Raw genomic sequence first — 22,863 nt, forward strand, 5'->3', positions numbered from 1 at the left:
TCCTCGGGTCAGAGCAGTGATGGAATTGTCCGCGGCTTCGCATCCTCGACCGCCATATGCAGCGAGCGCGCGATACGCTCGGCGCGTTCGATGACATGCGCCGCGCCTTCGGGCGGGCAGGTTTCTGCCGCGGTTTCGCGAAACAGCACCAGCCAGCGCTCGAAATGCGTCCATTCGACCGGCAGGCCGACATGGGCCGGCACCGGGGCCCCGTGATACCTGCCTGTCATCAACGCAACCGAAGACCAGAAAGCCACCATGCGCTCCAGGTGCGGACCCCAGTCGGTAATGCGGGTCGCGAAGACCGGCCCGAGAACGGCGTCAGCGCGCACCTTGTCATAGAAGCGGTGCACCAACCGGGTCAGCTTTTCCTCGTCCAGCCCCGTCTGCGCCATGATCTCGGCGGTCAATTGTGGGCGGGCGGAGATGTTCTGTGGATCGGAAGATGGCATGGGGTCCTCAAGATTTTGAGCTTGAGTCTCATGTTATCTCTGTTAAATAGGTATTGTAAATGCCGATTTGAAAAAGCAGAGCGACATGAACCTCACCTCCTTTACAGACTATGGGCTCCGAATGCTGATGCGGATGGCGAGTGCACCTGACCGGGCTTTCTCGACGGCTGATCTGGCCGAGGAGTTCAAGCTGTCACGCAACCACCTGACCAAGATCATGCAGCGGCTCGCACAAAGCGGGATCGTCGAGACCCGGCGAGGGGTGAACGGCGGCGCGATCTTACGGTCCAAGCCCGCCGAGGTCCGGCTTGGCGACGTCGTGCGGCTGCTCGAACAGGGGCAGGCGCTCGTCGAGTGCTTCGGACCGGATGGAGGAAACTGCTCAATCGACGGGTGTTGCCGCCTGAAAGCCCGGCTTCGGCAGGCTGAGGTCAGCTTCATCGAGGACCTGAACAGATCGACCCTCGCGGATATCGCATTGCCCGAACGGGTCGCCGCGTGACGACAAAAGGCAGACCGAGATGACCGCAATCCCGTCCGTGCAGCCCGTCACGACGCAAGCCCTATCACGCCGCCGCCCGTCCTGTGCCACAGTCAAACGCGGGTGGAGATGAGTAACCCGGCCGATCTGAAGCAATTGCCGGATGCCGAGCGAAATTGAGCAAAGCCCGGCCTCACCTGGAAATCTCCCCCGCCAACACCGCTCGCCCATGCACTGCCAACGTCGCTGAAAACCTCTGACACCCAAACTTGCGGATTACATCCAGTACTCGCGCTTCGTAGGCAGCGTGACCGATCAAACGACACAGGTCGGACGCGTGGAACTGGCGGTTTGCAGTCGGGGCGGCTTGCATCTGTCTCAGCAATTCGCGCTCTTTGGGGTCTGGTACCCGTTTCTGCGATGGTTTCACCTCGGGACGAGGCGGTGTTCCCGACGAATTCCGCCATCGGCGCATGAAGCCAAGCAGGAAGCCTGCCGGCACCCTGCCGTTGCCTCGGGACCGATTGAAGGCGAGGAAGCGGTCCCAGATGACCTGGGTGTCGACGTTCCAGCAGGGCAGCGTGGCCTTCGCTGCTTTGATGAGCTCCGCCCAACTGGTCTGAAAAACGTTCGAATTCGCGGTGATGTCGATCAGCCCTGAGAAGATAGTTTTGTTATTATTATCTCTAGATAGTGATGTGTCGCCTTCACCTGACACGATATCATGGGTTTCAATCTCCTCGTCGAAGGCGGAAAACCGAAAGATCCAAGGCGCGAACTTGCCATTCGTCTTCGCCCGCTCGAGCTGCAACTCCGACGTCTCAAGTTCGCTCAAAAGAACTGAAAGATATTGTCGTGAGACACCCATCTTCTCCGCCAGAGCAGAGAGGGTGAAGGCTGCCGTTCCGCGCGACAAACCGTTGTAGCCATCCTTCCAGGCGATGGCATCGAGGATAAGGGTGGCAAGCTTGTGCGCTGCAACAGAGAGATTTGTCTGAGTGATCCGTCGCAAGATCAGGCCGGTCGTAGGTTCCATGGTCGAGGTCTCCTTGGAGATCCGACGCCATGTCGTGAGGCAACAACATTCTTGCCAGCAAAACAACTTTGCTGGTTGCAGGTGTTTTAGCGGTGCGCTAGGAAACTCTTGTTCACGGAGTTTTCTTGCACGGCGTCAGGCTTCACGGTCTGGCGTCGTCTCCTTTTCGGGGGTTTTGCACAGCCTCCCGTGCGGGGTTGTGAGGACGCGCGCGGCGGAACCGCGCGCAGATTTTGTCAGTAGCGAACTTCTTCAGAGCCGTAGTTCCCGGCGTGATCACGCCAGTCGACGAAGACGGAGCGGTAGAAGTAGCTGCCACATCCATTCGGGATTCTCAGGTCGGATGCGGTCGGCACCTGGCCCACGTTGGATCTTGTCCATCGGTAATCGCCTTGCACTCCGTAGGACCCCAATCGCGTGGAATCGCTACGATTGCAGTCGCCATCTCGGTTTTCGTGCTGGCGGTACTGGATGTGATAAACGCGAATGCTGCGAACGAAATCAAAGGCGTCGCCTGAGATGTCGATGTCGGCTTGTTCATCCGCCTGGACGCGAACAAGGGGTATCGGAGTCGATTCCTGCGGTTCGGGCGGATCGCGGAACGTGATGTCATAAAGGCGTTCCATGGGCGACATCGGGCTGGGATCGTTGAACGACACACCCATCGGACACCGCCAGATTTGTAAGGGTGGCTCGATCGGCCATGGCGTGATCCGCCGAATGAAGACCGCTCTGGCATGGGCGCAGGGCGCGGAGGCAGGCCATCCGCCCGCAAGGCAGAGGAGGATCGCACAGTCCACCTGATAGGCCTGAGCAGGTGCTGACGAGGCCAATAGTCCGGATATGCTTATTGCCGTGGCCGTGGCCAGGCCGTGGATCACGTGCTTCATGATGCCGACTCCATCTATAATGGTGCAGCGATACGAAACAACATTAATGATAGCAAGGAGATTTGATTGATGATTGCTTGCTGGTCTTGCCTTTGTCGCTCGTCATATTCTCGAACCTGACGCCGGCTTGGGCTCTTGTGGCGTCTTGAAAACGGCCAAAATTGCGGCCTTGTTTCACGTTATCTCCCAAATAAACATTTGCGAAAAAAGGAAAATGTGGTGTTTCCATGCGGCCCCGAAAGCGGTCACGGAAGAACAGACCGCATGAGCCCGTCAAACGGCGTGTCGCAGCGCCCATGGTCCCGGGAAGGGCAGCGTCGGAAAACTGTAGGGCTTGGTTCCACGGCTGGAATCCGGGAACGGAAGGGCGGGTGGAGCAACGATCCTGTGTTGTGGCCTATGTTGGGATCGAACATGCGCTTGAAGATTTATGGCAGTATCTGATACGATTGAGCATGGATAGGAGAGTCTGATGCCAAACGTCCACCTGACCGAACCGATGCAGAAATATGTGCAGGCACAGATCGAGTCTGGCGCCTACGCCAATCTGAGCGAAGTCGTGCGCGCCGGCGTAAGGATGTTGATGGAGAAGGATGGCGCACGGCAGTTCTATGCCCTCAAGGCCGATCTCGAGATGGCAGCCACCCTGGCCGAAAATGGGGACTTCGCCGAGTTCGATGCCCAAGTCTTCGAACCGGATGCGTTTGATCGCTGACCCGCATGACGATTCGGCTTTCCGGACAGGCCAGGCCCGACCTCGAAGAGATACGCACCTACACCGTCGAGACCTGGGGCAGGGACCAATGGCTCGTCTATTACCGCCAGTTGGTCACCGCCTTCGAGCGGATCACTGGGGATCCCGACGCGGGCCGGGACAGGAGCCTCTTTGTCCCAGGGATGCGGTCCGTCAATTGCCAGCGTCACGTGATCTTCTACAAGCGGCTCGATGCGGCGGATGGCGCGGCAGTCATCCTGCGCATCGTGCATCAGCGCCGCAACATGCCCGCGCTCGTCTACTACGAGGATCTCGACGGCGGTTAAGCCCATGCGTTTGCTCAGTCCAATAGCTCGACCAGTCTTCCATAGTCTTCACTGACCTCGCGCGCCTCCTGAAACGCGCGTTGGCGCTCGGCATCAAGACAGCGGAAGTATTCCTGAATGTCGGCGATGTAGCCCTCGAAATCAGAACGCAGCAGATCGGCATAGGCGCGCATGTCTTCTTGCGACTGAGGCAAGAACGGTCGTTCGGGAGGTACGCAATCCGCAGCCGCGGCTACCGGCATGCTTCCCAGCAGGAGCGCGAACAGCAACGGTGCGTTGCGCGCAATAAACAAGCGCAGGGCAAAACTCCTTTGCCGCCTTTAAGATTATCATTCTGTCGGCTATCACCGTTATCGGAGCAAGGCGAACTTCGTCAACACGATATTATTGTCTTGCTATCATTAATGTTGTTTTGTATCGCTCACGGTATTGCGACCCCGTGGGCCAGATACTGCACCCAGGCAGAACAAGGACCCAAGGGAAGGCCATGATAGAAGAAGCCCCGAATGTGGTTACAGAAGACGGACTGCGCGGCTTGCTTGCCGAGGGCTACCTCATTGAGGTGGTCTGCAAGGAGAGAGCGGAGAAGCGCCATAACAGCTGGTACGGCTCGTGGGTCATCCGCGCCGTCGCCACTGATGAGCGTGACGATAAAATGCTCGTCACCAGCCGAAGCGTCCTCAAGCTCCGCGACTTCAAAACCATCGTTGGTCTTGTCAGCTTCCTGGCCGACATGGGTTGTACGACCGCTAGCATCCCACTTGAAGAAGGTGGCCGCGAGCGCCACGCCGCGCCTCCGGTCAAAGGCAGCTGACCGCGCAACTGCGCTCGTCGTTGCTTTGGGTACAGGCGTTTGTTCCGCGCCCCCGGCCCTGGCCGACGGTTTCATCTTCTCGGTCCGCCCCGACGGCCAATTGATTTCCACTTCTCAAGAGGCAAACGGGCGCCTTTTTCTCTTCGCAGAACCTCGCGTTCCTGACGCAACGAGCGAGACAGCGATCCCGGCTCGATCCGCCGCCCGCGCCACTCCAGAAATCCTCCATGCGATCGAGACCACAGCTCTACGCTATGCCGGGCATGGTGCGCTGCGTCGCGCGGGGCTTTCCGTCAGTGATTGGACGCTCCTTTACCGGGCCAACATCGAAGTCGAGAGCGCATACAATCCGGCTGCACGTAGCCCTGTCGGGGCCATAGGCCTTGGGCAGCTTATGCCGGACACCGCCCGCGACCTCGGCGTGGACCCACATGACATTGCGCAAAACCTCGACGGATCAGCCCGCTACCTGCTGATGATGCTCGACCAGTTCGGCGAGGGCTCTCTGGCTCTTGCGGCCTACAACGCTGGCCCGGAGGCGGTCACGCGCCACGGCGGCATTCCCCCTTTTCGCGAAACCCAGGGGCATGTGGCCCGTGTGACTGCCGTGTTTGAGCGGCTCAGAGGAGATCTTTCATGACACCGAGACCTTCGACCGTTGCGCTCGGCGCAATGGCCCTTATCGTGCTGGCGGGTCCAGCGCTTGCGCAGAGCATCGACCTTTCGCCGGTGCAGACCCTGCTTCAAGGCATTGTCGATGCGATCACCGGTCCCTTGGGAATCGTGATCGGAACGCTTGCGCTGATCGGCGTGTTCCTTTCCTGGCTCTTCGGCATCCTCGATTTCCGTCAGGCGCTCTGGGTCGTGGTTGCAATCGCGGGCATCGCCGCAGCACCCACCATCGTCGCCGCCATCTGGACCACCTGAGCTCCATCCATGGCTGACCAGTCCCGCGTGTTCATCGGTCTTCTCAGGCCACCCAAGCTGATGGGATTGCCGATCATGTATGCCATGGTCTGGCTCTTCGGCTCGACGCTGCTGTTCCTCTGGGTGCAGAGCTGGGTGGTGGTCGTCTTCGCGGGGCTGGCCTGGCCGGCGCTCTGGAAAGCCGCGGACTGGGATCCGAACTTCCTCGATGTCCTGGTGATCACCCTGCAGGAAACCCCACCCACGACGAACCGCAAGCTGCACGGAGGCGACAGCTATGCCCCGTGATGGAATTGCCGATGAGGTTGAGAACGCCATCGATCCGCTGACCGCGCTACCCGCATGGGTAAAGGGCGAGAAGCGGCTCTCAATGATGCTGCCTTATGTGAGCCTCGTGAACGACCGAACGATCCGGACACGCGGCAACGAGCTGATGCAGTGCATCCGCCTCGAAGGGGTGAACAGCACCACGAGCGAGGACGGGCATCTCGACCGGATCGGAGGGTTGCTGGCTGGCATCGTCGCGCAGGTGGGGACGGAGTTCTCCTTCTACCTGCACAAGGTGTCGAAAGCGGTCGATGTGACCCTGCCGCCCGTTCCGGGCGAAGGGTTTGCGGCTGCCGTCGACGAACGATGGCACGCGCATCTCGGCCGCGCGGGTTTGCGCGACAAGACGCTGACTCTGACCGTGCTGAAGCGCCCCGAGGCGAGCAGCCGTCTGCCCTTCGGTCTGGGGGCGTCTCGCTCGCGACATGCGGCCGACACCACCCGCCGCATGCGCAAGCTCGACGAGGTTGTGGGGTTTCTGCTGTCGTCCTTCGATGAGCTGAAGCCCCGCCTGCTGGCCGCAAGCACCGGCGAGCTTCTGGGCTTCCTCGGTTCACTCAACACGGGCGAGGAGCACCCGCTCTTCCCCCGGTCGCGCCTCGGTGTGATTGCCGAGGACGTAGCCAATACGCGCGTCACCTTCCGCGGCACGACCATCGCACTCTCGGACGGTGCCGTCGGCGACAAGCTCGGGGCGATCTTTGCGGTGAAGAACTACCCGGCCAAGACCGATAGCCTGATGCTTGACGAGTTGAATCTGCCCGTCGACATGGTGGTCACGCACTCTTTTGTGCCGATCAACGCCAACATCATGGCGGGCCGGATCAAGCGGCAGCTGCGGCTAATGCAGGCCGCCAATGACGGAGCCGTCAGTCTCGCCCAGGAACTGGAACTCGCGCAGGACGATCTGGAATCCAAACGCCTGATCTTCGGCGAGCACCACATGACCGTGGCCGTCTATGCCCGCACCCAGACGGCGCTTGACGACATCGCGGCCGAAATCCGCAACATCTCCGCCACTTCCGGGATCAACCTGATCTCGGAAGCCTTCGGGGCACGCGCGCATTTCATGGCGCAGCATCCCGGCAATACCGGGGCGCGCAGCCGCAAGGCCGCAATCACGAACCACAACTTCGCCGATCTCGCTACCTTCCACCGCACCCCGCTCGGAAAGACTGGGCGAGAGGTGCCGTGGGGCGTGCCGATCACACTCTTCCCGACGCCGGAGCGCAGCGGTTTTCGCTTCAACTTCCACGAACAGGGCGCGCCGGATCGCGAGCCCACGGGAGGCCACACGCTGATCCTCGGCCGTCCCGGCTCTGGCAAATCCGTCCTGGCGGCTTTCCTGATGACCATGGCACGGCGGGCAGGTGCGCGGGTCTTCGTATTCGACTATCGCGCGGGCATGGAGATGGCCGTCCGCGCGCTCGGCGGCAGCTATTCGACCGTGCGGGCGGGGAGCCCCACGGGCCTCAATCCGCTCCAGACCGAGATCGACGTGCGGGGCCAGGCATGGCTTGCTGATTGGCTCGCGAGCCTCTTGGAGCGGCGCGATCGACCGCTAACCCCGGTTCAGACCAACCGATTGCAGGAAGTCGTGCGCCAGAACGCGAGCGCAGGACATGCGGGCCTACGAAACTGGTCGGATTTCGCCTCGCTGCTGGTCTCGACCGATGACGAGGGCGATCTCTTCGAGCGTATGCAGGAATGGACGGCCGAGGGTCGCTACGGCTGGATCTTCGGGGCCAATGCCGAGGACAGTTTCAGCATCGAAGGAGACGTCGCGGGCTTTGACCTCACCGGCATCCTCGATTCCGAGAGCGAGCGGGAACGCATGGCGGTCCTGTCCTACCTCTTCCGCCGGGTCGAGCGGGTGATCGAGGACCGCAAGCCCACCATCATCGTCATCGACGAGGCATGGAAAGCCCTCGACAACGCCTACTTTGCGGAGCGACTCAGCAACTGGCTGGTGACCGCCCGCAAACAGAACGCCGTCGTCGTGATGATGACGCAATATGCCAGCCAGCTCGAGCGCACGCGCACCGGCAAGACCATCGTGGAAGCGGTGCCGACGCAGGTGCTCTTGCCCAACATTCGTGCTTCCGCTGCTGACTACGCGATGCTCGGCCTGACCGAGAAAGAGCTCGACGTGCTTCTGGGCGTCGGCTCGGCCTCGCGGCTCGCGCTTGTTCGCGACGACCGTGGTTCCGTCGTGATCGATGCCGATCTCAGCGCGCTCGGCCCGCTCGTGACCATCCTTGGCGGAATGGAGAAGGGCGAAGCGCTTGCCGGCGCCGATTATCGCGAACGTCCTGATTTCTGGAGAGTGACATGACCAGTACCATCATTCGCAGCGTCGTGCTGCTAGGGCTCGGCCTGACCCTGACAGCCTGTGCACAGCATAACCCCCCGCAAGCCAACTGCTTCAATTTTCGCGAGGCTCCTGCGCAGGCAGGAACCGCCACCGCCACGATCTCGACCATGGGGGCGGAGGTCACGCGCCGCGACACGGCCTGCGATTTCGTCCTCTTGGGGGCGGGCGGCTGAGCCAATGCGGACCTGGCTTCCTCTCTCGATGATCGGCTTTGCGCTGGCAGCTCCCGCGGCGGGGCCAGCCATCGCCCAAGGCGTGCCAACCTTCGATCTGCGCCTCTTCACAGAGCGGCAGGCGATCCTTGAGCAGACCGATCGGGACCTGGCTTTGCAGCAGGACCGGCTAAGCCGCGAGGAGGAACTGGCCGAGATCGAGCGCCAGCAACTCGCCTCCCTCGAAGGGCTCATGGATGCCATGTCGCTTGGCGCTGGAGATGTGGCCGGCACCGTGGCCGGGCTCGAGGCGGGGCAGGGGGCGGTTGACGACGTCGAAAGCGCGGCCGCCAGTCTTTATGCACCCGAGGACACCAATCCAGCGGCGGCGCGGATGTTCGGCGATGCCCGGGAGGGGATCGAGGAGCTGATCATCCGCGCAGCACGCGACACCCATAGTCTGTCCGGGGTCGGCCGCGCGGGTCTTTCGCTCGTGCAATGGCGCTGTCTCTTGCAGGCGCTGATCTGGCAGGAAAGCCGTTTCCAGATCGGGGCACGCTCACCCGTGGGGGCCTTCGGACTTACCCAGATCATGCCCGGTACCGCAGGCGATCTCGGGATCTACCCGGCCTATTACGACGATCCCTATCTGCAGGTCACCGGTGGTGCGCGATACCTCGCCCAGATGCTGAACATGTTCGATGGCAACATTATCCATGCGCTCGCCGCCTATAACGCCGGTCCGGGCAATGTGCAGGATTATGGCGGTGTGCCGCCCTTCGCGGAAACCCAGCACTATGTCGTGGTGATCCCGCAGCAGTACAACAGCTACCTCGCCGCCGTGGGCGGCATTGATGCGCTTGGCACCATCGACCCTGTGCTCCTCGCCAACGCGAGTTTCAGCCTCTCGGCCCACGGCGCAGGGGTCTATGGCGACTATTCGCTGGTCTCGGTCCGTGCCGCCGCCCTGCGGGTGCAGGACATCATCACCCGCATTGGTGAGACCGAGGATCTCCACGAGGCCATCGCTCTCAACACCTATGCCCGGGCCGAACTGGCCCGGCTGGTCGCAATCCGGACCCGGATTAAGGCCGCCCGAACCGAGCCACTCAGCGCCGAGCAGATCGCCTTGGCGGCAGCGCAAGCTGCCGAGCGGCAATACATGGATTTTAGTCAGGAGGATTTGCGTTGAACCTGCGCCTGCCCCGTTCCCTTTTCGCCGGTAGCATCGCTCTCGCGCTTGCCCTCGATGTCACCGGACCTGCCGCGGCACAGGGTGTGCCCACGGTGGACACCCAGAACATTGCCCAGGAAATCCGCCAGCTTCAGCAGATGTTGCAGGATTTCGGGATCCAAACGGATCTTCTGGACAATGCGTTGGAGCAACTGGACATGCTGCAAAGTCAGCTCGATCAGCTGAACGAGATGTATGCCTCACTCACCGGGCCGCGCAGCATCCTCGGGCTTGCCATGGGCGGGGACCTCGACACCTTGCTTGAGGCCAACTTCGAAGACATCCCCGGCCTGATCCGAGGCATCCAGGCGGGCGATTGGAGCGCGCTCATCGGGCCCAATGCCGGGCCCATGCGCACGCAGATGGAACAGGCGCTGGCAAGTGCAGGGTTCGACGAAGATTCTCTCCGCGAAATCGCCACCAGCGGCAATCCGGGAGCTGAAGGCGTGGCCACCCGGGCAACCACAGGTGCTGTGATGTCGGCGGCGGCGCAGAACAGCCACGCAGAGGCGGAACAGTCTCTCGAACGAGTGGAACGTCTTGTCGAGATGATCCCGGACATGGAGGATCTCAAAGCCTCGATGGATCATAACACGCGCGTCACGGCCGAACTCGCCATCGCCATGACCCGGATGTGGGAGTTGGAAGCGATCCAAACCCTCGGCGCAGGCAATGCAGGCGTGGTTGATGCCGCCACCGTTGCCGAAGAACGCCGCTACATGGACTTCACCTTGCCGGATCTTGAGCCATGAGCGGGGCAGGGCTGATGACTGCGCGCGAACTCGTGGAAGAGGAACTTGTCTACGGTGCCCTGCGCCGGGAACAGCTTTGGCGGATGATCGGCCTTTCCGGGGCAGGCTTCGGCGTATTTGGTTGTTTGACGGCTGCGGCTGTCGCGCTGATGGTCGAGACGCCGCCTCCCGTGGTTGTCCCCTACGATCCCGCGACCGGGATGGCGCTCCCCAATGCCACGGTTGAAACCGTGTCGCTCGCCGAACGGCCTGCCGTGATCGAAGCGCAAATCTACCGCTACATTCTCGACCGCGAGACCTACAACCAGCTCGACAACGATCTTCGTGTTCGCCGTGTCCTGTCACAGTCTTCCGGGGCAGCCGAGGCCAGCATGCGCGCCATGTGGACCTCTGGGCAGGAGAGCTATCCGCCGACGCGATACGGAGCTGCCGCCGAGATGGCCGTTGAGATCGCTTCGATCACCCTGATTGGCGAAAACCGCGCCCAGGTCCGGCTCAGAAAGCGTCTGACAAGCCCGCAAGGGGTACAAGATGGATCGTTCACTGCCACGTTGATGTTCGAATTCCGGCCGGAGCGGACCCGCGCGATCGACGACGTCTGGCAAAACCCTTTCGGTTTCACCGTCACCCAATATGCCATCCGATCGGACCGTTCTGAATGACTCGCACTGCAATCTCTGCGCTGTTGGCCGCCAGCATTCTCGCGCTCGCGGGGACGACCGCCTTGGCCGAGACCACGCCCCGCCCGGGTTCTCACGACAATCGCGTGCGCGTGGCGACCTGGACTGAAGGCCAGGTTTACCGTGTCGTCACAACCCTGACCCGCGTCACCACAGTCGAATTTGGTGAGGGCGAAACCATCCGGTCGATCATCGCCGGTGACACGGTCGGTTTTCAATTCGACGGTGTCCCGGGTGGCCGTGCCTTCGCCATCAAGCCGACAGCATCTGGCGTCGCCACCAACATCACCGTCTACACCAACCGCCGCTCCTACTACTTCCATGTCGTCGAAGCCCGGGAGACGCCACATTATGTCGTGCAGTTCCGCTATCCTGAAAACCGCGTGCAACCCACCAGGGCGGTTGCGGCCGGTGCGCCGAATGCAAACTATGCGGTCAGTGCCCTAGAAGAGTTCACGCCGACGGCCATCTGGGATGATGGTACCTTCACGTATTTCCGGTTCGCACGGAATGCGCCGGTTCCCGCCATCTTCCGATATTCGAACGGCAGGGAACGCGCGGTGAACAGCCACACCTCAAGTGACGGCGTCATCCGCGTGTCTGGCGTCAACCGACAATGGGTTCTTCGCCTTGGCGAAGAGGTGGTTTGCGTCCAGGACGCAGGGCAGGCCACATCATGACCGAAGGTTCGGAAGACCTCGCCGCGCGCCTCGCGGCTCTCGAAGGTTCGACAGGCAAAGCGAAGGCAAACAAGCGGCCTGCACCACTTGCCGCGATCCTTGGAGTCGTCGGCATCGCTGCAGCAGGTGGACTGGCATGGGCTGCCCTGCAGCCGTCGGCGGAAGCACCAATGGCGACCGCCGCGCCGGAAGAATTCCAGAGTAGCGGCCCCGGATTCGGAGATCTGTCACCGATTTCTGCCCCGGAGCCCCGCCAAGCCCCGCCTGCGGACACAGGTCCGAGCGAGTCGGAACTCGCGCTGATGGAAAGTCTTGCGACATTGAGAGCGGAACTCGAGGAACTGCGCGCAAGACCGGCCGAGGCCGCGGATAGCGGGGCTGAGCAGGCTATTGCGGACCTGACGGCGCAAATTGCCACCTTACAGGAAGCATCCGCCGAGGCTCAGCGTGCCCTCGAGCGGCAGCTGACCGAGCGGGATCGCGAATTGGATCAGCTGCGCATGGACTTGGAACTTGCACGGCTTGCACCACCAGAGCCTACCTCATTGGGACCAAGTGAAGAAGAATTGCGGCTGGCCGAACTCGAAAGGCGTCGCGCAGCCGAAGCCGAGGCCCGCGCAGAACGTATCGCGTCTCCTATGATCGCGTTCTCCGGGATGGGCGCGGGTGCGGATAGGGAGAACACGCTGGAAGCCGCACGTCTGAATGCAGACGAAGCCTTTGTTCGTTCGGGCGCACAACCTGCACAGGTGACCCGTGCCGAAGTGATCGCGAACCCATCGAACACGGTTGTTCAGGGCACCATGATTCAGGCTGTGACCGAGACGGCCCTCGACAGCACACTGCCCGGCGCGATCCGCGCCACCGTCTCGGAAGACGTCCATTCTTTCGACGGCACGCGCGTCCTGATCCCGCGTGGCGCGCGGCTGATCGGGCGTTACCGCTCCGATGTCGCACTCGCCCAATCGCGCGTCATGGTGGCCTGGGACCGGATCATCCTGCCCGACAACCAGACCGTGGAAATCAGTGCCTTCGGCGGGGATGAGTTGGGTCGCACCGGCACAACCGGCTTTGTCGACACGCGTTTCGCGCAGCGCTTCGGCTCGGCCGCGCTGATCTCCTTGATCGGCGCCTTGCCTGCGGCTGCAGCGGGCCAAATCGACAGCGAGGCGGCCGCCGATGTTGCGAGCGATGTCGGCACGGACCTGCGCGATAGTACGCAAAGCGTGATGCAGGACTATCTGGCGATCCGGCCCGTGATCCATGTCGATCAGGGTACACGGATCACGGTCATGGTCGATCGTGACCTGGAGATCTTCTGACATGGCTGCAAGTTATCTGGAAGCGTCGCTCGACCGTTTCGGCCCCGAGGTCCTGCGCGACGACACGATCGAGATCTGCATCAATCCCGACGGACAAGTCTGGGGCGAATTCCAGGGCGATCACTTCATGCGAGGTCTCGGCAGCCCGCTTAGCCAGACCGAGATCAAGGACCTCGGCAATCAGATCGCCTCGGCCGCCTCGACCACGCTCAGCACCAAGAAGCCCATCGTCTCGGTCTCGATCCTATATCGAGATCGCCCGATCCGCGCGCAGGTGATCCAGCCGCCGGCCGTCGAGGGCGGGTTCTCGATTTCTCTTAGGTTCTTCTCCTCCCTGCCGCTTGAGAAGATCAAACTCGGATTCCTTTTCGGCAAGGAACGCAGCCTTGAGGGTCTGCGCCGGGAACGGAACGCCGCGCTGCGCAATGTGGTGAGGTCCGGCGACATCGACGCCGCGCTGCGGTTTTGCGTCGAGAACAAGCTAAACATGATCGTCTCGGGCGGCACATCGACCGGCAAGACGGTCGCGGCGCGCAAGATCCTTTCGCTGATCCCGCCCGAAGAGCGGATCATCACCATCGAGGAGGCGGCCGAGCTGCGCCCCGAGCAGCCCAATGCCGTGACGTTGATCGCGGACCGGGACACGGATGCCCGCAGTGCCGATGTTCTCTTGGCCTCAACGCTTCGCATGCGACCTGACCGGATCGTCCTAGGCGAAGTCCGCGGGCGCGAGGCGATGACGTTTCTCGAGGCAATCAACACCGGCCACGGTGGATCGCTGACCACGCTGCATGCCGAGACCCCACAACTTGCTGTACGCCGCCTCGCCATCGCCGCCCTGAAAACCGATGTGCCGATGACCTATGCCGACATGATCGATTACATTGAGGGCTCGATCGACGTGATCATTCAGGCAGGCCGCCATGAAGGCGCGCGCGGAATCACCGAGTTCTTCCTCCCAGGTCAAACCAGAGATTTGAACCTCGACATGGTCGACGGCAGAGGCAACAAGAGCCCCTCCGTTGCCGCTGAGTAAAAAAGGAACCCCCCAGATGCGAAAACCAATTCTCGCACTCATGCTTGCCGCCTTGGCGGGCCCCCTTGTGGCGCAGACTTCGCCTCAGGTCTCAAACGATCTCACAGTCGATATGTCGCCTCAACAATACCGGATCTGCAACGAACGTCCGGCGCGCCCGACCTGGATGGACGAAATCAATCCGCGTGAAGCTTACAAGGCAGCAGCTTTGATGGAGTTGTACGAAATTCGTGCCTGGGAGGAGATTGCAGAATCTGGCGACTGCAGCTGTGAAACCCGCTTTCCCGCTTGGGATAGCTCCGATGGCGAATATCATGAAAGGTATGCAGGCCTTAGCCAAGCCGAGCATTCAGCGTTTCGCCGCGACTGGATTGAAGTAAGGAAGCAACTCGAGCCGAGCGTGCGTACAATCTGCGAAGCTCAAGGCAACTGGTAATGGGCGTCGTCAGCTGGATGGTCGGAACGGCAGACGCGTTCCTTGTCGATGCGGCTGAGTCCCAGTTCGGGGCCGTGGCAAGCAATACCGGCACGATCGTCCTGCTGATGGTCACGCTTTCGCTAATCGGCGTCTGCATCAACATGGCATTCCAGTTCCGCAGCATGGATGGGGCCAGCTTCTTCTGGTACCTGATCAAGCTGACCCTTATCGGTCTGTTCGCCTTCAATTGGGCAAACTTCAATGCAGTAGCAAACGCAGTCATTGGAGGCTTGGACTACGTCGCTGGCGCACTGGTGTCTTCGGTTGGCGGCGGAGGAGCCGGAGCCACACACTTTGCCGGCGAATTCGACATCCTGATCGAAAAATTCAGCCAGTACCTGAATGCCATCGGCAGCAACCTGAACTGGATGACGGGCGCGATCCTAGGCGGAATCGGGCTTATTCTTTTGAGCTTCCTTGGCTTCATGACCGGCATCGTCCTCATATTCGCCAAGATGATGCTGACACTCATGCTTGGCCTCGCTCCGATTATGATCGCTCTGTCGCTCTTCGATGCGACCAAAGACTTTTTCCATAGGTGGGTCTCGACGACGGTCAGCTATGCCTTCTACCCCATTGTCATCGCAGCCATGTTCTCAACCGTCGTTGGCATGGCAAACTCCCTCCTCGCTCAGTTGGGTGACCCTAGCTCCGCGACCAACATCGGATCGCTGGTGCCGTTCTTCGTGATGGTGTTCCTGGCCAAGGGCTTCGTCGCCGCAACGCCCCTGATCGTGCGGGGGATCTCGGGCAACTTGATGGTGGCAGCCGCGCCCGCCGTTGTCGCCGGATCGACCGGGATCATGCGCGGGCTCTTCAATACCGACGGCGTGAAGGGCCGGGCGCGGATCGGTGCGCTCACGACAGGCGAAGTGATCGGGCGAGGCGCGATGCAGACGCCTGCCGCTGTGCGGAGCGCCGCGGCAACGGCAAGCGCGCAGGTGGTCAGAATGGCGGAACGGGCAAAACGTTTGCGAGAGTAGAAAGGAGAAAGTAGCCTTTCGCCGCACTGTGCATGAACTCACACAATGCGGACCTTCCGGACATTCAGCGATCAGCCGGTACAAATGCAGTATGACGATGAAGTGGCTCCCAACCGCAGAAAACTGGGAGCTGCGCCGTGGCGCAACTCCCGGAAGGGGTTGTTCGAGACCGCCCCAGAAAGGGGAGCCTAACCCCACCATTCGGTGCGTAGAAATCCGTCCACTAGCTAATCTGTTCTGCTGCAGGGCCAAAGAATTCATAGTGGATACGCGCAGCCGGAACATTGGCAGCCTGAAGACCGCCGACTATGGCTTTCATAAAACCGACTGGACCGCAAACGAAGTAGTCCGTGGAGCCCGTATCACTAATACCGGCCAGCCAGCTTACGTCAATCTGACCAGGGCGGACACCCGCGTCCAGATCCGCATCTGTGGGTTGCTCATAAAAGACGTAACTTTCGGTCGCTCCGAGGCTCAGCGCGTTCCGCATTGCATGGCGCTCGCGATCGCGGGCCGCGTGCACGGACACGATACGTCGATTTCCCCCACCATAACTTTCCAACATCGACACCATAGGCGTAAGACCGACGCCGCCGGAGAGAAGAACAACATCATGCTTACCGGCAGGATCGAGAAAGAATTCGCCCGCAGGAGCGGAGACGTCAATTTCGTATCCGACGCCCACGCTGTCGTGAAGCCAGTTGGAAATCCGGCCTCCTGGCTCACGCTTAACGGTAATACGGTAGGTCTTGCCATTTGGAGCGGAGGAAATCGAATAGTTCCGACGAAACTCTTCTCCCTCTTCCGGGGCGAAGCGGAAACTCAAATACTGGCCGGGGCGATGGCGCAAAACGGATCCTCCGTCAACCGGGCGCAGGACGAAGGATGTAATCTCTGGGGTTTCCGGGGACTTCTCGATGACCTCAAAACGTCGCCATCCTCGCCACCCTCCTTCGGCCGCCGCTGAAACTGAGTAGATTTCCTCTTCCCGCTCGATCAGCGTATCCGCAAGGAACCAGTAGGCTTCGCCCCATGCCTCAAGGATAGCAGGAGTGGCAGCTTCTCCAAGAACCTCGGAGACAGCGCCTAGCAAAGCTTTGGCAACGTGGGGATAGTGTTCCGGCAAGATTTGTAGGCCCACGTGTTTCTGCGCAATACGTTCCAGCGCAGATACCAAGACGCCCGGGTTTCGGATGTGGGTGGCATAGGCAATTAGCGCTCCTGCCAGCGCCTTGTGCTGTGGAGAGTTCCCGTGCTGATGGGACATGTTGAAAAGCGCCCTGATTTCGGGGGCGGCAAGCAGCCGTTTGTACATGCTGGGCACGATCTGATCTGCGTGAGCAGCCACGACCGGCGCTGTTGCTTCGATGATTTCCAGAGTTGCCTCGGTGAGGGGCTTGGCCATGCCGTTCTCCTGTCTTATAGGTTCCGATCATTGGAATCTATAAGGCGGAATAAAATGATTCCAACTGACGGAATGTATTTAACAGTGCGTCATACTGTCGCATTTTTTTCGCGAAGACTCCGAGCGGAACGGAAAGGGCACAACTGATGAGGCTAAATGACACCACAGACCTGGCGCTACGAATTATGATCTATGCCGCGTCGGTCCATCCGCGGCGCTTCAACATTGATCAGATCGTGCAGACCTATGCTCTTCCGCGCAGTACAATCATGAAAGTAGTCAGTTCCCTGACCCAAGGAGCTCTGCTTTCCGCGCAGCGAGGACGTGGAGGCGGTTTATACCTCGCGCGTGAAGCCTCAGAAATCTCTGTCGGCGACATTATTCAACATATGGAAACGGATTTCGACCTGGTGGAATGCATGCGTACCGGTAACCGCTGCACGATTACCGAAAGCTGCAAACTGATCCCACCGTTAATCGCCGCGCGAAAGGCATTCATCGAAACGCTTGGCCGATATTCTGTTGCTGATGTCGCACTTGCTCCAAGCGATTTCGGTATGGATACAGCCTAGCTCAAGCCAAATCTGAGACGACGATGTCGGTGGTCAGGTCAGTGTGCTCTCTGGCACCAGCTGCTCCAGCGCTTGGTACCAGGCAGCGCCAACATTTCTTTCTAGAACGGATAGGTTCGAGCTTGCACATTCTGAAGTCATTAGGTCCCGCCGTTGCTCGCGTCTCGGGCATTGAAGCGTTTCGCGCAGGGCTGGGGGCATTGATTGGCCTCGGGCTGACCGGAATTTTTCTTCTTTCTCCCCAGATTGACATGGAACTGGGTCTCTACCTCGTTGCGCCTTTCGGGGCATCGTCAGTATTGCTGTTCGCCGTTCCCAACAGCCCGCTTGCACAGCCATGGTCGGCGATTGTCGGGAACACGGTTGCGGCGATTGTCGGCGTCGCCGTCTGTCTGACTGTTTCCGATCCAACCTTGCGGATTGCTTTGGCAGTGGGGCTCGCTATTACTGCAACCATTCTGTGTCGGGCAGTCCATCCTCCTGCGGGTGCGGTCGCTATGACTGCAGCCATGTCGCCCGACGCCGTCACGCATCTTGGCTTCTGGTTTGCTCTCACCCCAATTGCAATGGGCACATCGGCACTCGTAGTTCTAGCCGTCATCTATGCGCGCCTGACTGGACGTCACTACCCGTTCAGGCAGTTTGATGATCTCAGCAAGCACGGAACTGATGATCGTAACCCCACGGAACGCCTGGGACTGTCGGAGGACGAACTGACCAATATACTTGAGCGTTACAGCCAATCGTTCAACTTGGGCGTCGAAGACCTCGCACGGCTAATCGGTGCAGCAGAACTACAAGCCGCCGCGCATTCCTCAGGACCTTTGTCAGCTCAGGACATCATGTCCCGAAACCTCGTCACCGTCGGTCCGGGCACATCCCTCGGTGATATTGCCGACCTCTTCAGACAGCACCGGTTCACCTCTCTTCCAGTGATTGAAGCCGACAAGACATTCTTGGGGGTGATTTTTCAAATGCACCTCATCACTCAAGCCCGTAGTGACGCGATGCGCCTTGATAGAGGATACGGGGCAGCCCTGCGACGGCTGCTGGATCGCGAACGCGAAAAACCAATAGTGGCAGGGGACATTATGAGCGTGGCAGGGCCCCGAGCAACAACCAACACGCCGATTGGGGCTCTTCTGCCAATGATGGCAGACGGAGACACTGACGCCGTCCCCGTCATTGAGTACGGAAAAATCGTGGGCATCGTCACACGCACGGATTTGATCGCTGCTCTGGCGCGCAGCGCTGCACGCACTAACCAGTGATCAGTCAAGGCGGGAACGCTATCAAGAGACCAAGATACAGAAACAGGACCAGGTTCCCTCGGCTTTGCCTCGGCCTTTTGCGACGCCCGCCCTGCCCACAACCTGCTCGCTTCCCGTGGCGATATGGGCGCTGTCCAGCATCGCAGGATGCAAGGCGCGGCCCTAGGGGGCCACGCTGGACAGCGCGGGCTTTTTCTCGATTGAGATCCCCGGTTGCGGGACTCACGGCTGATCTGGAATGTGGCCCGGGGCCACACTTCGCGCCGTTGGCGCTGCGCGGCGGTCAGGCTGTCGAACGTCTAGCGAAAGCGACTCCAAGCTGCGGTTTTCTGAGTGTTGGCAGCGTGGCGTGGCAAGCAATCCCGACCCAACCGCCGAGCATTTCCGACCCGGACCGGACCTTGGACGCAGGGCAGGCGAAGGCTCAAAATGCGGGACAAAGCTGGCCTACGGCGAATGGCAGCTTCCCGTGCGTACAGAAACGTGTGGGTTTGGAACCTTTTTGTTCGCTATCGTTATTCCTTGTCTTCCAGAAGCATTTTCCAGCTCTGCTTCACCAAGACCTCCCCCGATCCGTTGTCGAGCGTCTCCACCAGCAGAAGTGCAAAGTTTCTACCGGCACTCCGCGGCAAGATTTCCTGAAGGGTCACGCGCGCTCGAATGACCGTGTCGGGTTTTACCGGACGAGCGAATTTGATTTCCTTGATCTCTGCACCGATAAGAGGATGTTCGCCAAAAGGTCGGGCATCGACCACAAGCCGCATCGTGGCCGAAAGAACATGCCAGCCACTTGCGACCAGCTGCCCGAAAAAGCTGTCTTCGGCGGCATTATGATCGACGTGCATGGGCTGCGGATCAAACGACTGCGCGAATGCCACACAATCAGCCGTGGTGAGAGCAGCTGTGCCGCTCTCGATGCTTTGTCCTACTTCCAGCATTTCAGTTCACTCCACAATCAAGCATGCATTTTTGCGCCCTTGGTGATCTTGTCGATGATCTTCTTCTCTGCCCGCAGGGCGATGCCAACGACCTTCGCATCTTCAGGACCATGTTCGGCAAAGACGGCCCGGTTGGCTTCGTCGTGACCTGTCGAGAACATCTCCTCGATGTAGAGGCCATGAGGCACGTCGCGTGAAAGGGCGCGGTTGTGGACATTCTTCAGCGTGCCCTGGTCAGCCGACAACACAATGACGGGCTGGATGCAAAGGCTGTGATAGGTGTGTCCCGCCGCGTCGCGGTAGGGTTCGCCCATGATCTCAGGATTGGCGCCGGTGATGCCGCTCATGAGGAAGGCGGTGACATTCAGCTTCTGCCAAGTGGCGAGGTCTTCCCGAACGACGATGGCGATTTTGGTATCGAACATGAATTTTTCTCCGTTTTTTGTTGTGCCTGTCGGCATTCGATTGACTAGCGCGGGGCAGCTCCGCAGATGCTGGCGATCATGCTCCACGCGAGTTCCAGCCCCGAAGTTTTCCAGCCCAGCCCTACGGCGACACCAATTGGCAGGAGCAGCACCAGAGGCAGGGAGACTTCCCATTTTGACAGTGAAGGCTTCATCCGGTGTTTTTCTGAGTTCTGGAGACAACAAAGGGGCTGTCATTGATTGGCCAATGGAGAGCCGCTGCCACAAGGCCGAGGGCCGCAGCGACGGCCCAACCGAGCTGATACGAGCCATAAGCCTCGAAGAAAATGCCGCCCAGGCGAACTCCGATGAACGAGCCGATCTGGTGGTTCAGGAAAAGGATGCCGAAGAGAGTGCCGATATAGCGGACACCAAAGACCTGCGAGACAAGACCGTTGGTCAGGGGCACGGTTCCCAGCAACAGAAAACCAAGAGCGGCCGAGAAGGCGTAAATGCTGGCTCCGCTCATGGGCAATAACAGGAACAAGCTGATAGCTGCGGTTCGCGCGAGATAGATGCCAACAAGCAAGTTCTTCTTGCGGTAAGTTCCACCCCAAAGGCCGAACAGATAGGTGCCAGCGACATTGAACAGGGCCATGAGTGCTAGGGCCATGACCCCGACCGAAGCATCAAGTCCGTTATCGGACACATAGGACGGAAGGTAGGTCTGCGCGAAGGTCAACTGAAAGCCGCAGACGAGGAAGCCGAGGTTCAGAAGCCAGAACCCCTTGTGCCGAAGCGCGTCGGCAATTCCCGGTCCGCCCTGATGTGGCACTTCTGCCGTTGAGGTGCTGCCAGCTCTGAATGTGAAGACCAGCGGCAACATGACCGCAGCGGCTCCGCTGAAAATTAACAATGCTGTTTGCCAATCTGTCATGTCGATCAGCATCTGCGACACCGGCACCATGACGAACTGGCCCATCCCACCAAGTGCGCCTGCCAGACCGAGCGCCCAACTGCGGCGATCGCTTTGCACCGTGCGGCTGAGGGCCGCGTAGACCACACCGAAGGTCGTGCCGGATTGCGCAATGCCTACGCAGACGCCTGCGGCCAGCAGGAATGCCCCCTCGGATGCGCTGTAGACCATCCCGGCAAGTCCGAGGCAATATAAAATCAGGCCACCCGCGATGATCCATAGTGCGCCGAAACGATCAGAGAGCCAGCCTGACAGAGGCTGGCACAGACCCCAGGCGAGATTTTGCAGGGCAATCGCCTGAGAGAAAATCTCACGGTCCCATCCACGATCCATTGTCATCGGGATCAAGAATAGGCCTTGGACATGTCGCGCGCCGAGGGCCAACCCCATGATCAGCCCTCCCGCCAGAATGGGTGTCCAGTCCCGCCGCGCGGCGGATGTCCCGGGGGCGGTCATTTCAGCCAGCCCTCAATGCGGTCGAGCCCTTCGCTCACATCTCTCTGGCTGCCTGCGTAGGACAGTCGGATATGTTGCGGGCCGAGGATGCTGTCGAAGTCGATGCCGGGCGTTACGGCGACGCCGGTATCCTGCAACAGCTTGCGCGCAAACTGCATGCTGTCGCTCGTCACGTGCGCAACATCAGCGTAAAGGTAAAAGGCACCGTCCGCTGGATGGAGCTTGCCAAGACCGAGAGAAGGCAGCCTTTCCAGAAGCAAGTCCCTGTTGGCGGCATATCCCGCCTTCACCTGCTCCAATTCCTCGGTAGCATCGAACGCTGCCTGCCCGGCAATCTGCGCCACCGCGTTCACGCAAAGGGACAGATTCTGGGAGAGACATTCCAGAGTGCGTGTGAACCGTTCCGGCACAACCATCCAGCCTATGCGCCAGCCGGTCATGCAGTAGTATTTCGAGAAGCTGTTGATCACGACCACCTCGTCCGAGAATGAGAGTGCGGTTTCCGTGGGGAAGCCGTAGACGAGGCCGTGATAGATTTCGTCCATGATGAGACGAATACCGAGGCGCTTGCAGGCTTCGACAATGGCCGCCAGGTCCTTCGGCGCAATCATCGTGCCGTTTGGGTTGTTCGGGCTTGCCAGGATCAGTCCTTTGAGATCATGGCGCGCATGGGCCTCCGCCAGCATGTCCGGGGTGATCGTCCAACGGGTATCCTCCGTGGTCGGGATCTCGATGGCTCCCAGCCCGAGCGTTTTAAGGATGTTTCGGTATGCGGGGTAGCCGGGTGCAGGCAAGGCAACATTGTCGCCAACATCGAACAACGCGAGGAAGGCAAGGTTGAAGGCTCCTGATGAACCCGTCGTGACTACGACCCGGTCAGGCGCGATCTCCAGCCCGTGAGTCTCGGCGTAGTAGCATGCAATCCTTTCGCGAAGCGATGGAATACCAAGCGCCTCAGTATATCCGATCTTGCCATCCCGAACGGCGCGCTCTGCGGCCTCCCGGACCACCCACGGCGTCGGCGCAGCAGGTTGGCCGACCGCCATGTGGATGACTGAGCGTCCTTTCCTCTGAAGGTCGAAAGCCGCCGTCATCAGGTCGATTGCCTGGATGGGAGCGATCACACTCCGCTTCGAAAGGTCATTCATGCTTGCCTCAATAGCTGGAGACTGCACCTGCCGA

The 22,863-nt window shown here is 60.3% G+C and carries 28 protein-coding genes; 19 read left to right on the forward strand and 9 right to left on the reverse strand.

Annotated features, from left to right (window positions below; translation table 11 throughout):
• Nucleotides 1–8 precede the first annotated feature (8 nt).
• The gene (locus RPE78_RS18395; RefSeq protein WP_330628077.1) at nt 9–452 is read right to left on the reverse strand and encodes a group III truncated hemoglobin; all 444 of its coding nucleotides are present in this window, start codon (nt 450–452) and stop codon (nt 9–11) included.
• 85 nt (nt 453–537) lie between these two features.
• On the opposite strand from RPE78_RS18395, the gene RPE78_RS18400 reads away from it, so the two are divergent.
• The gene (locus RPE78_RS18400; protein ID WP_330628078.1) at nt 538–954 is read left to right on the forward strand and encodes an Rrf2 family transcriptional regulator; all 417 of its coding nucleotides are present in this window, start codon (nt 538–540) and stop codon (nt 952–954) included.
• Between the two features lie 172 nt (nt 955–1,126).
• On the opposite strand, the gene RPE78_RS18405 is transcribed toward RPE78_RS18400, so the two are convergent.
• Entirely contained in the window at nt 1,127–1,969 is an 843-nt protein-coding gene (locus RPE78_RS18405) for a hypothetical protein (RefSeq protein ID WP_330628079.1), read from the reverse strand.
• A gap of 236 nt (nt 1,970–2,205) precedes the next feature.
• A complete protein-coding gene (locus tag RPE78_RS18410) occupies nt 2,206–2,859 on the reverse strand; it encodes a hypothetical protein (RefSeq protein WP_330628080.1) in 654 nt (217 codons plus the stop codon).
• A gap of 472 nt (nt 2,860–3,331) precedes the next feature.
• Between RPE78_RS18410 and RPE78_RS18415 the strand changes: the two genes are divergently transcribed.
• Nucleotides 3,332–3,574: a type II toxin-antitoxin system ParD family antitoxin gene (locus RPE78_RS18415; protein WP_330628082.1), complete on the forward strand. Its 243-nt coding sequence runs from the start codon at nt 3,332–3,334 to the stop codon at nt 3,572–3,574.
• Between the two features lie 5 nt (nt 3,575–3,579).
• Complete coding sequence (locus tag RPE78_RS18420; protein ID WP_330628083.1) at nt 3,580–3,900, forward strand: type II toxin-antitoxin system RelE/ParE family toxin; 321 nt, start codon at nt 3,580–3,582, stop codon at nt 3,898–3,900.
• Between the two features lie 14 nt (nt 3,901–3,914).
• On the opposite strand, the gene RPE78_RS18425 is transcribed toward RPE78_RS18420, so the two are convergent.
• The gene (locus RPE78_RS18425) at nt 3,915–4,142 is read right to left on the reverse strand and encodes a hypothetical protein (protein WP_330628098.1); all 228 of its coding nucleotides are present in this window, start codon (nt 4,140–4,142) and stop codon (nt 3,915–3,917) included.
• A 245-nt stretch (nt 4,143–4,387) separates the two neighbouring features.
• Between RPE78_RS18425 and RPE78_RS18430 the strand changes: the two genes are divergently transcribed.
• Genes RPE78_RS18430 through RPE78_RS18495 form a run of 14 tightly spaced genes read left to right on the forward strand, consistent with a single transcriptional unit; the run spans nt 4,388 to nt 15,659 of the window.
• Entirely contained in the window at nt 4,388–4,714 is a 327-nt protein-coding gene (locus RPE78_RS18430) for a hypothetical protein (RefSeq protein ID WP_009574148.1), read from the forward strand.
• A complete protein-coding gene (locus tag RPE78_RS18435) occupies nt 4,671–5,354 on the forward strand; it encodes a lytic transglycosylase domain-containing protein (protein WP_330628099.1) in 684 nt (227 codons plus the stop codon). Before RPE78_RS18430 ends, RPE78_RS18435 begins: the two co-directional genes overlap by 44 nt.
• A complete protein-coding gene (locus tag RPE78_RS18440) occupies nt 5,351–5,641 on the forward strand; it encodes a TrbC/VirB2 family protein (protein WP_052642869.1) in 291 nt (96 codons plus the stop codon). The genes RPE78_RS18435 and RPE78_RS18440 overlap by 4 nt, the downstream gene beginning before the upstream one ends.
• Before the next feature lie 9 nt (nt 5,642–5,650).
• A complete protein-coding gene (locus RPE78_RS18445) occupies nt 5,651–5,929 on the forward strand; it encodes a VirB3 family type IV secretion system protein (protein WP_330628084.1) in 279 nt (92 codons plus the stop codon).
• Nucleotides 5,919–8,303 carry a type IV secretion system protein B4 gene (locus RPE78_RS18450; RefSeq protein ID WP_330628085.1) on the forward strand — a complete coding sequence of 795 codons (2,385 nt, stop codon included), beginning with the start codon at nt 5,919–5,921 and terminating at the stop codon, nt 8,301–8,303. Before RPE78_RS18445 ends, RPE78_RS18450 begins: the two co-directional genes overlap by 11 nt.
• On the forward strand, nt 8,300–8,515 hold the full coding sequence (locus RPE78_RS18455; RefSeq protein WP_330628086.1) for a hypothetical protein: 216 nt from the start codon (nt 8,300–8,302) through the stop codon (nt 8,513–8,515). The genes RPE78_RS18450 and RPE78_RS18455 overlap by 4 nt, the downstream gene beginning before the upstream one ends.
• Before the next feature lie 4 nt (nt 8,516–8,519).
• The gene (locus tag RPE78_RS18460) at nt 8,520–9,686 is read left to right on the forward strand and encodes a lytic transglycosylase domain-containing protein (protein ID WP_330628087.1); all 1,167 of its coding nucleotides are present in this window, start codon (nt 8,520–8,522) and stop codon (nt 9,684–9,686) included.
• Entirely contained in the window at nt 9,683–10,480 is a 798-nt protein-coding gene (locus RPE78_RS18465) for a type IV secretion system protein (protein ID WP_209507407.1), read from the forward strand. Before RPE78_RS18460 ends, RPE78_RS18465 begins: the two co-directional genes overlap by 4 nt.
• Before the next feature lie 14 nt (nt 10,481–10,494).
• Nucleotides 10,495–11,142, forward strand: a complete 648-nt coding sequence (locus tag RPE78_RS18470) for a type IV secretion system protein (protein ID WP_330628100.1) — start codon at nt 10,495–10,497, stop codon at nt 11,140–11,142.
• On the forward strand, nt 11,139–11,840 hold the full coding sequence (locus RPE78_RS18475; protein WP_330628088.1) for a TrbG/VirB9 family P-type conjugative transfer protein: 702 nt from the start codon (nt 11,139–11,141) through the stop codon (nt 11,838–11,840). The genes RPE78_RS18470 and RPE78_RS18475 overlap by 4 nt, the downstream gene beginning before the upstream one ends.
• Entirely contained in the window at nt 11,837–13,162 is a 1,326-nt protein-coding gene (locus tag RPE78_RS18480; protein WP_330628089.1) for a TrbI/VirB10 family protein, read from the forward strand. Before RPE78_RS18475 ends, RPE78_RS18480 begins: the two co-directional genes overlap by 4 nt.
• A 1-nt stretch (nt 13,163) precedes the next feature.
• Nucleotides 13,164–14,198 (forward strand): ATPase, T2SS/T4P/T4SS family, encoded by a 1,035-nt coding sequence (locus RPE78_RS18485; protein WP_330628090.1) that lies wholly within the window; start codon nt 13,164–13,166, stop codon nt 14,196–14,198.
• Between the two features lie 16 nt (nt 14,199–14,214).
• Complete coding sequence (locus RPE78_RS18490; protein WP_330628091.1) at nt 14,215–14,634, forward strand: hypothetical protein; 420 nt, start codon at nt 14,215–14,217, stop codon at nt 14,632–14,634.
• Complete coding sequence (locus tag RPE78_RS18495; protein ID WP_330628092.1) at nt 14,634–15,659, forward strand: type IV secretion system protein; 1,026 nt, start codon at nt 14,634–14,636, stop codon at nt 15,657–15,659. The genes RPE78_RS18490 and RPE78_RS18495 overlap by 1 nt, the downstream gene beginning before the upstream one ends.
• A 223-nt stretch (nt 15,660–15,882) precedes the next feature.
• Here the strand turns inward: RPE78_RS18495 and hmpA are convergent, their stop codons facing one another.
• Nucleotides 15,883–17,064, reverse strand: a complete 1,182-nt coding sequence (hmpA, locus tag RPE78_RS18500) for an NO-inducible flavohemoprotein (RefSeq protein ID WP_330628093.1) — start codon at nt 17,062–17,064, stop codon at nt 15,883–15,885.
• Between the two features lie 146 nt (nt 17,065–17,210).
• Between hmpA and RPE78_RS18505 the strand changes: the two genes are divergently transcribed.
• Both RPE78_RS18505 and RPE78_RS18510 read left to right on the forward strand, forming a co-directional pair.
• On the forward strand, nt 17,211–17,636 hold the full coding sequence (locus tag RPE78_RS18505; protein WP_406721746.1) for an RrF2 family transcriptional regulator: 426 nt from the start codon (nt 17,211–17,213) through the stop codon (nt 17,634–17,636).
• A 122-nt stretch (nt 17,637–17,758) separates the two neighbouring features.
• Nucleotides 17,759–18,907 (forward strand): HPP family protein, encoded by a 1,149-nt coding sequence (locus RPE78_RS18510; RefSeq protein WP_330628095.1) that lies wholly within the window; start codon nt 17,759–17,761, stop codon nt 18,905–18,907.
• Nucleotides 18,908–19,422: 515 nt separating this feature from the next.
• On the opposite strand, the gene RPE78_RS18515 is transcribed toward RPE78_RS18510, so the two are convergent.
• From RPE78_RS18515 to RPE78_RS18530, 4 genes are all read right to left on the reverse strand, one after another.
• Nucleotides 19,423–19,845 (reverse strand): MaoC/PaaZ C-terminal domain-containing protein, encoded by a 423-nt coding sequence (locus RPE78_RS18515; RefSeq protein ID WP_222474993.1) that lies wholly within the window; start codon nt 19,843–19,845, stop codon nt 19,423–19,425.
• 17 nt (nt 19,846–19,862) lie between these two features.
• Nucleotides 19,863–20,270, reverse strand: a complete 408-nt coding sequence (locus RPE78_RS18520) for a DUF2000 family protein (RefSeq protein WP_092465354.1) — start codon at nt 20,268–20,270, stop codon at nt 19,863–19,865.
• 190 nt (nt 20,271–20,460) lie between these two features.
• A complete protein-coding gene (locus RPE78_RS18525; RefSeq protein WP_330628096.1) occupies nt 20,461–21,681 on the reverse strand; it encodes an MFS transporter in 1,221 nt (406 codons plus the stop codon).
• Nucleotides 21,678–22,829 (reverse strand): pyridoxal phosphate-dependent aminotransferase, encoded by a 1,152-nt coding sequence (locus RPE78_RS18530; protein ID WP_406721747.1) that lies wholly within the window; start codon nt 22,827–22,829, stop codon nt 21,678–21,680. Before RPE78_RS18530 ends, RPE78_RS18525 begins: the two co-directional genes overlap by 4 nt.
• Nucleotides 22,830–22,863: the final 34 nt, after the last annotated feature.

It is taken from the genome of Thioclava litoralis (genome assembly GCF_045278885.1).
Classification (GTDB): Bacteria; Pseudomonadota; Alphaproteobacteria; order Rhodobacterales; family Rhodobacteraceae; genus Thioclava; species Thioclava litoralis.

What these genes read in the sequence shown, in the direction of transcription:
- RPE78_RS18410 (WP_330628080.1), bottom strand. Translation starts at nt 2,859, where the DNA reads ATGAAGCACGTGATCCACGGCCTGGCCACGGCCACGGCAATAAGCATA.
- RPE78_RS18505 (WP_406721746.1), top strand. Translation starts at nt 17,211, where the DNA reads ATGAGGCTAAATGACACCACAGACCTGGCGCTACGAATTATGATCTAT.
- RPE78_RS18425 (WP_330628098.1), bottom strand. Translation starts at nt 4,142, where the DNA reads ATGCCGGTAGCCGCGGCTGCGGATTGCGTACCTCCCGAACGACCGTTC.
- RPE78_RS18475 (WP_330628088.1), top strand. Translation starts at nt 11,139, where the DNA reads ATGACTCGCACTGCAATCTCTGCGCTGTTGGCCGCCAGCATTCTCGCG.
- RPE78_RS18420 (WP_330628083.1), top strand. Translation starts at nt 3,580, where the DNA reads ATGACGATTCGGCTTTCCGGACAGGCCAGGCCCGACCTCGAAGAGATA.
- RPE78_RS18515 (WP_222474993.1), bottom strand. Translation starts at nt 19,845, where the DNA reads ATGCTGGAAGTAGGACAAAGCATCGAGAGCGGCACAGCTGCTCTCACC.
- RPE78_RS18480 (WP_330628089.1), top strand. Translation starts at nt 11,837, where the DNA reads ATGACCGAAGGTTCGGAAGACCTCGCCGCGCGCCTCGCGGCTCTCGAA.
- RPE78_RS18445 (WP_330628084.1), top strand. Translation starts at nt 5,651, where the DNA reads ATGGCTGACCAGTCCCGCGTGTTCATCGGTCTTCTCAGGCCACCCAAG.
- RPE78_RS18485 (WP_330628090.1), top strand. Translation starts at nt 13,164, where the DNA reads ATGGCTGCAAGTTATCTGGAAGCGTCGCTCGACCGTTTCGGCCCCGAG.
- RPE78_RS18525 (WP_330628096.1), bottom strand. Translation starts at nt 21,681, where the DNA reads ATGACCGCCCCCGGGACATCCGCCGCGCGGCGGGACTGGACACCCATT.
- RPE78_RS18415 (WP_330628082.1), top strand. Translation starts at nt 3,332, where the DNA reads ATGCCAAACGTCCACCTGACCGAACCGATGCAGAAATATGTGCAGGCA.
- RPE78_RS18520 (WP_092465354.1), bottom strand. Translation starts at nt 20,270, where the DNA reads ATGTTCGATACCAAAATCGCCATCGTCGTTCGGGAAGACCTCGCCACT.
- RPE78_RS18450 (WP_330628085.1), top strand. Translation starts at nt 5,919, where the DNA reads ATGCCCCGTGATGGAATTGCCGATGAGGTTGAGAACGCCATCGATCCG.
- hmpA (WP_330628093.1), bottom strand. Translation starts at nt 17,064, where the DNA reads ATGGCCAAGCCCCTCACCGAGGCAACTCTGGAAATCATCGAAGCAACA.
- RPE78_RS18470 (WP_330628100.1), top strand. Translation starts at nt 10,495, where the DNA reads ATGACTGCGCGCGAACTCGTGGAAGAGGAACTTGTCTACGGTGCCCTG.
- RPE78_RS18490 (WP_330628091.1), top strand. Translation starts at nt 14,215, where the DNA reads ATGCGAAAACCAATTCTCGCACTCATGCTTGCCGCCTTGGCGGGCCCC.
- RPE78_RS18405 (WP_330628079.1), bottom strand. Translation starts at nt 1,969, where the DNA reads ATGGAACCTACGACCGGCCTGATCTTGCGACGGATCACTCAGACAAAT.
- RPE78_RS18530 (WP_406721747.1), bottom strand. Translation starts at nt 22,829, where the DNA reads ATGAATGACCTTTCGAAGCGGAGTGTGATCGCTCCCATCCAGGCAATC.
- RPE78_RS18455 (WP_330628086.1), top strand. Translation starts at nt 8,300, where the DNA reads ATGACCAGTACCATCATTCGCAGCGTCGTGCTGCTAGGGCTCGGCCTG.
- RPE78_RS18430 (WP_009574148.1), top strand. Translation starts at nt 4,388, where the DNA reads ATGATAGAAGAAGCCCCGAATGTGGTTACAGAAGACGGACTGCGCGGC.
- RPE78_RS18495 (WP_330628092.1), top strand. Translation starts at nt 14,634, where the DNA reads ATGGGCGTCGTCAGCTGGATGGTCGGAACGGCAGACGCGTTCCTTGTC.
- RPE78_RS18440 (WP_052642869.1), top strand. Translation starts at nt 5,351, where the DNA reads ATGACACCGAGACCTTCGACCGTTGCGCTCGGCGCAATGGCCCTTATC.
- RPE78_RS18460 (WP_330628087.1), top strand. Translation starts at nt 8,520, where the DNA reads ATGCGGACCTGGCTTCCTCTCTCGATGATCGGCTTTGCGCTGGCAGCT.
- RPE78_RS18400 (WP_330628078.1), top strand. Translation starts at nt 538, where the DNA reads ATGAACCTCACCTCCTTTACAGACTATGGGCTCCGAATGCTGATGCGG.
- RPE78_RS18395 (WP_330628077.1), bottom strand. Translation starts at nt 452, where the DNA reads ATGCCATCTTCCGATCCACAGAACATCTCCGCCCGCCCACAATTGACC.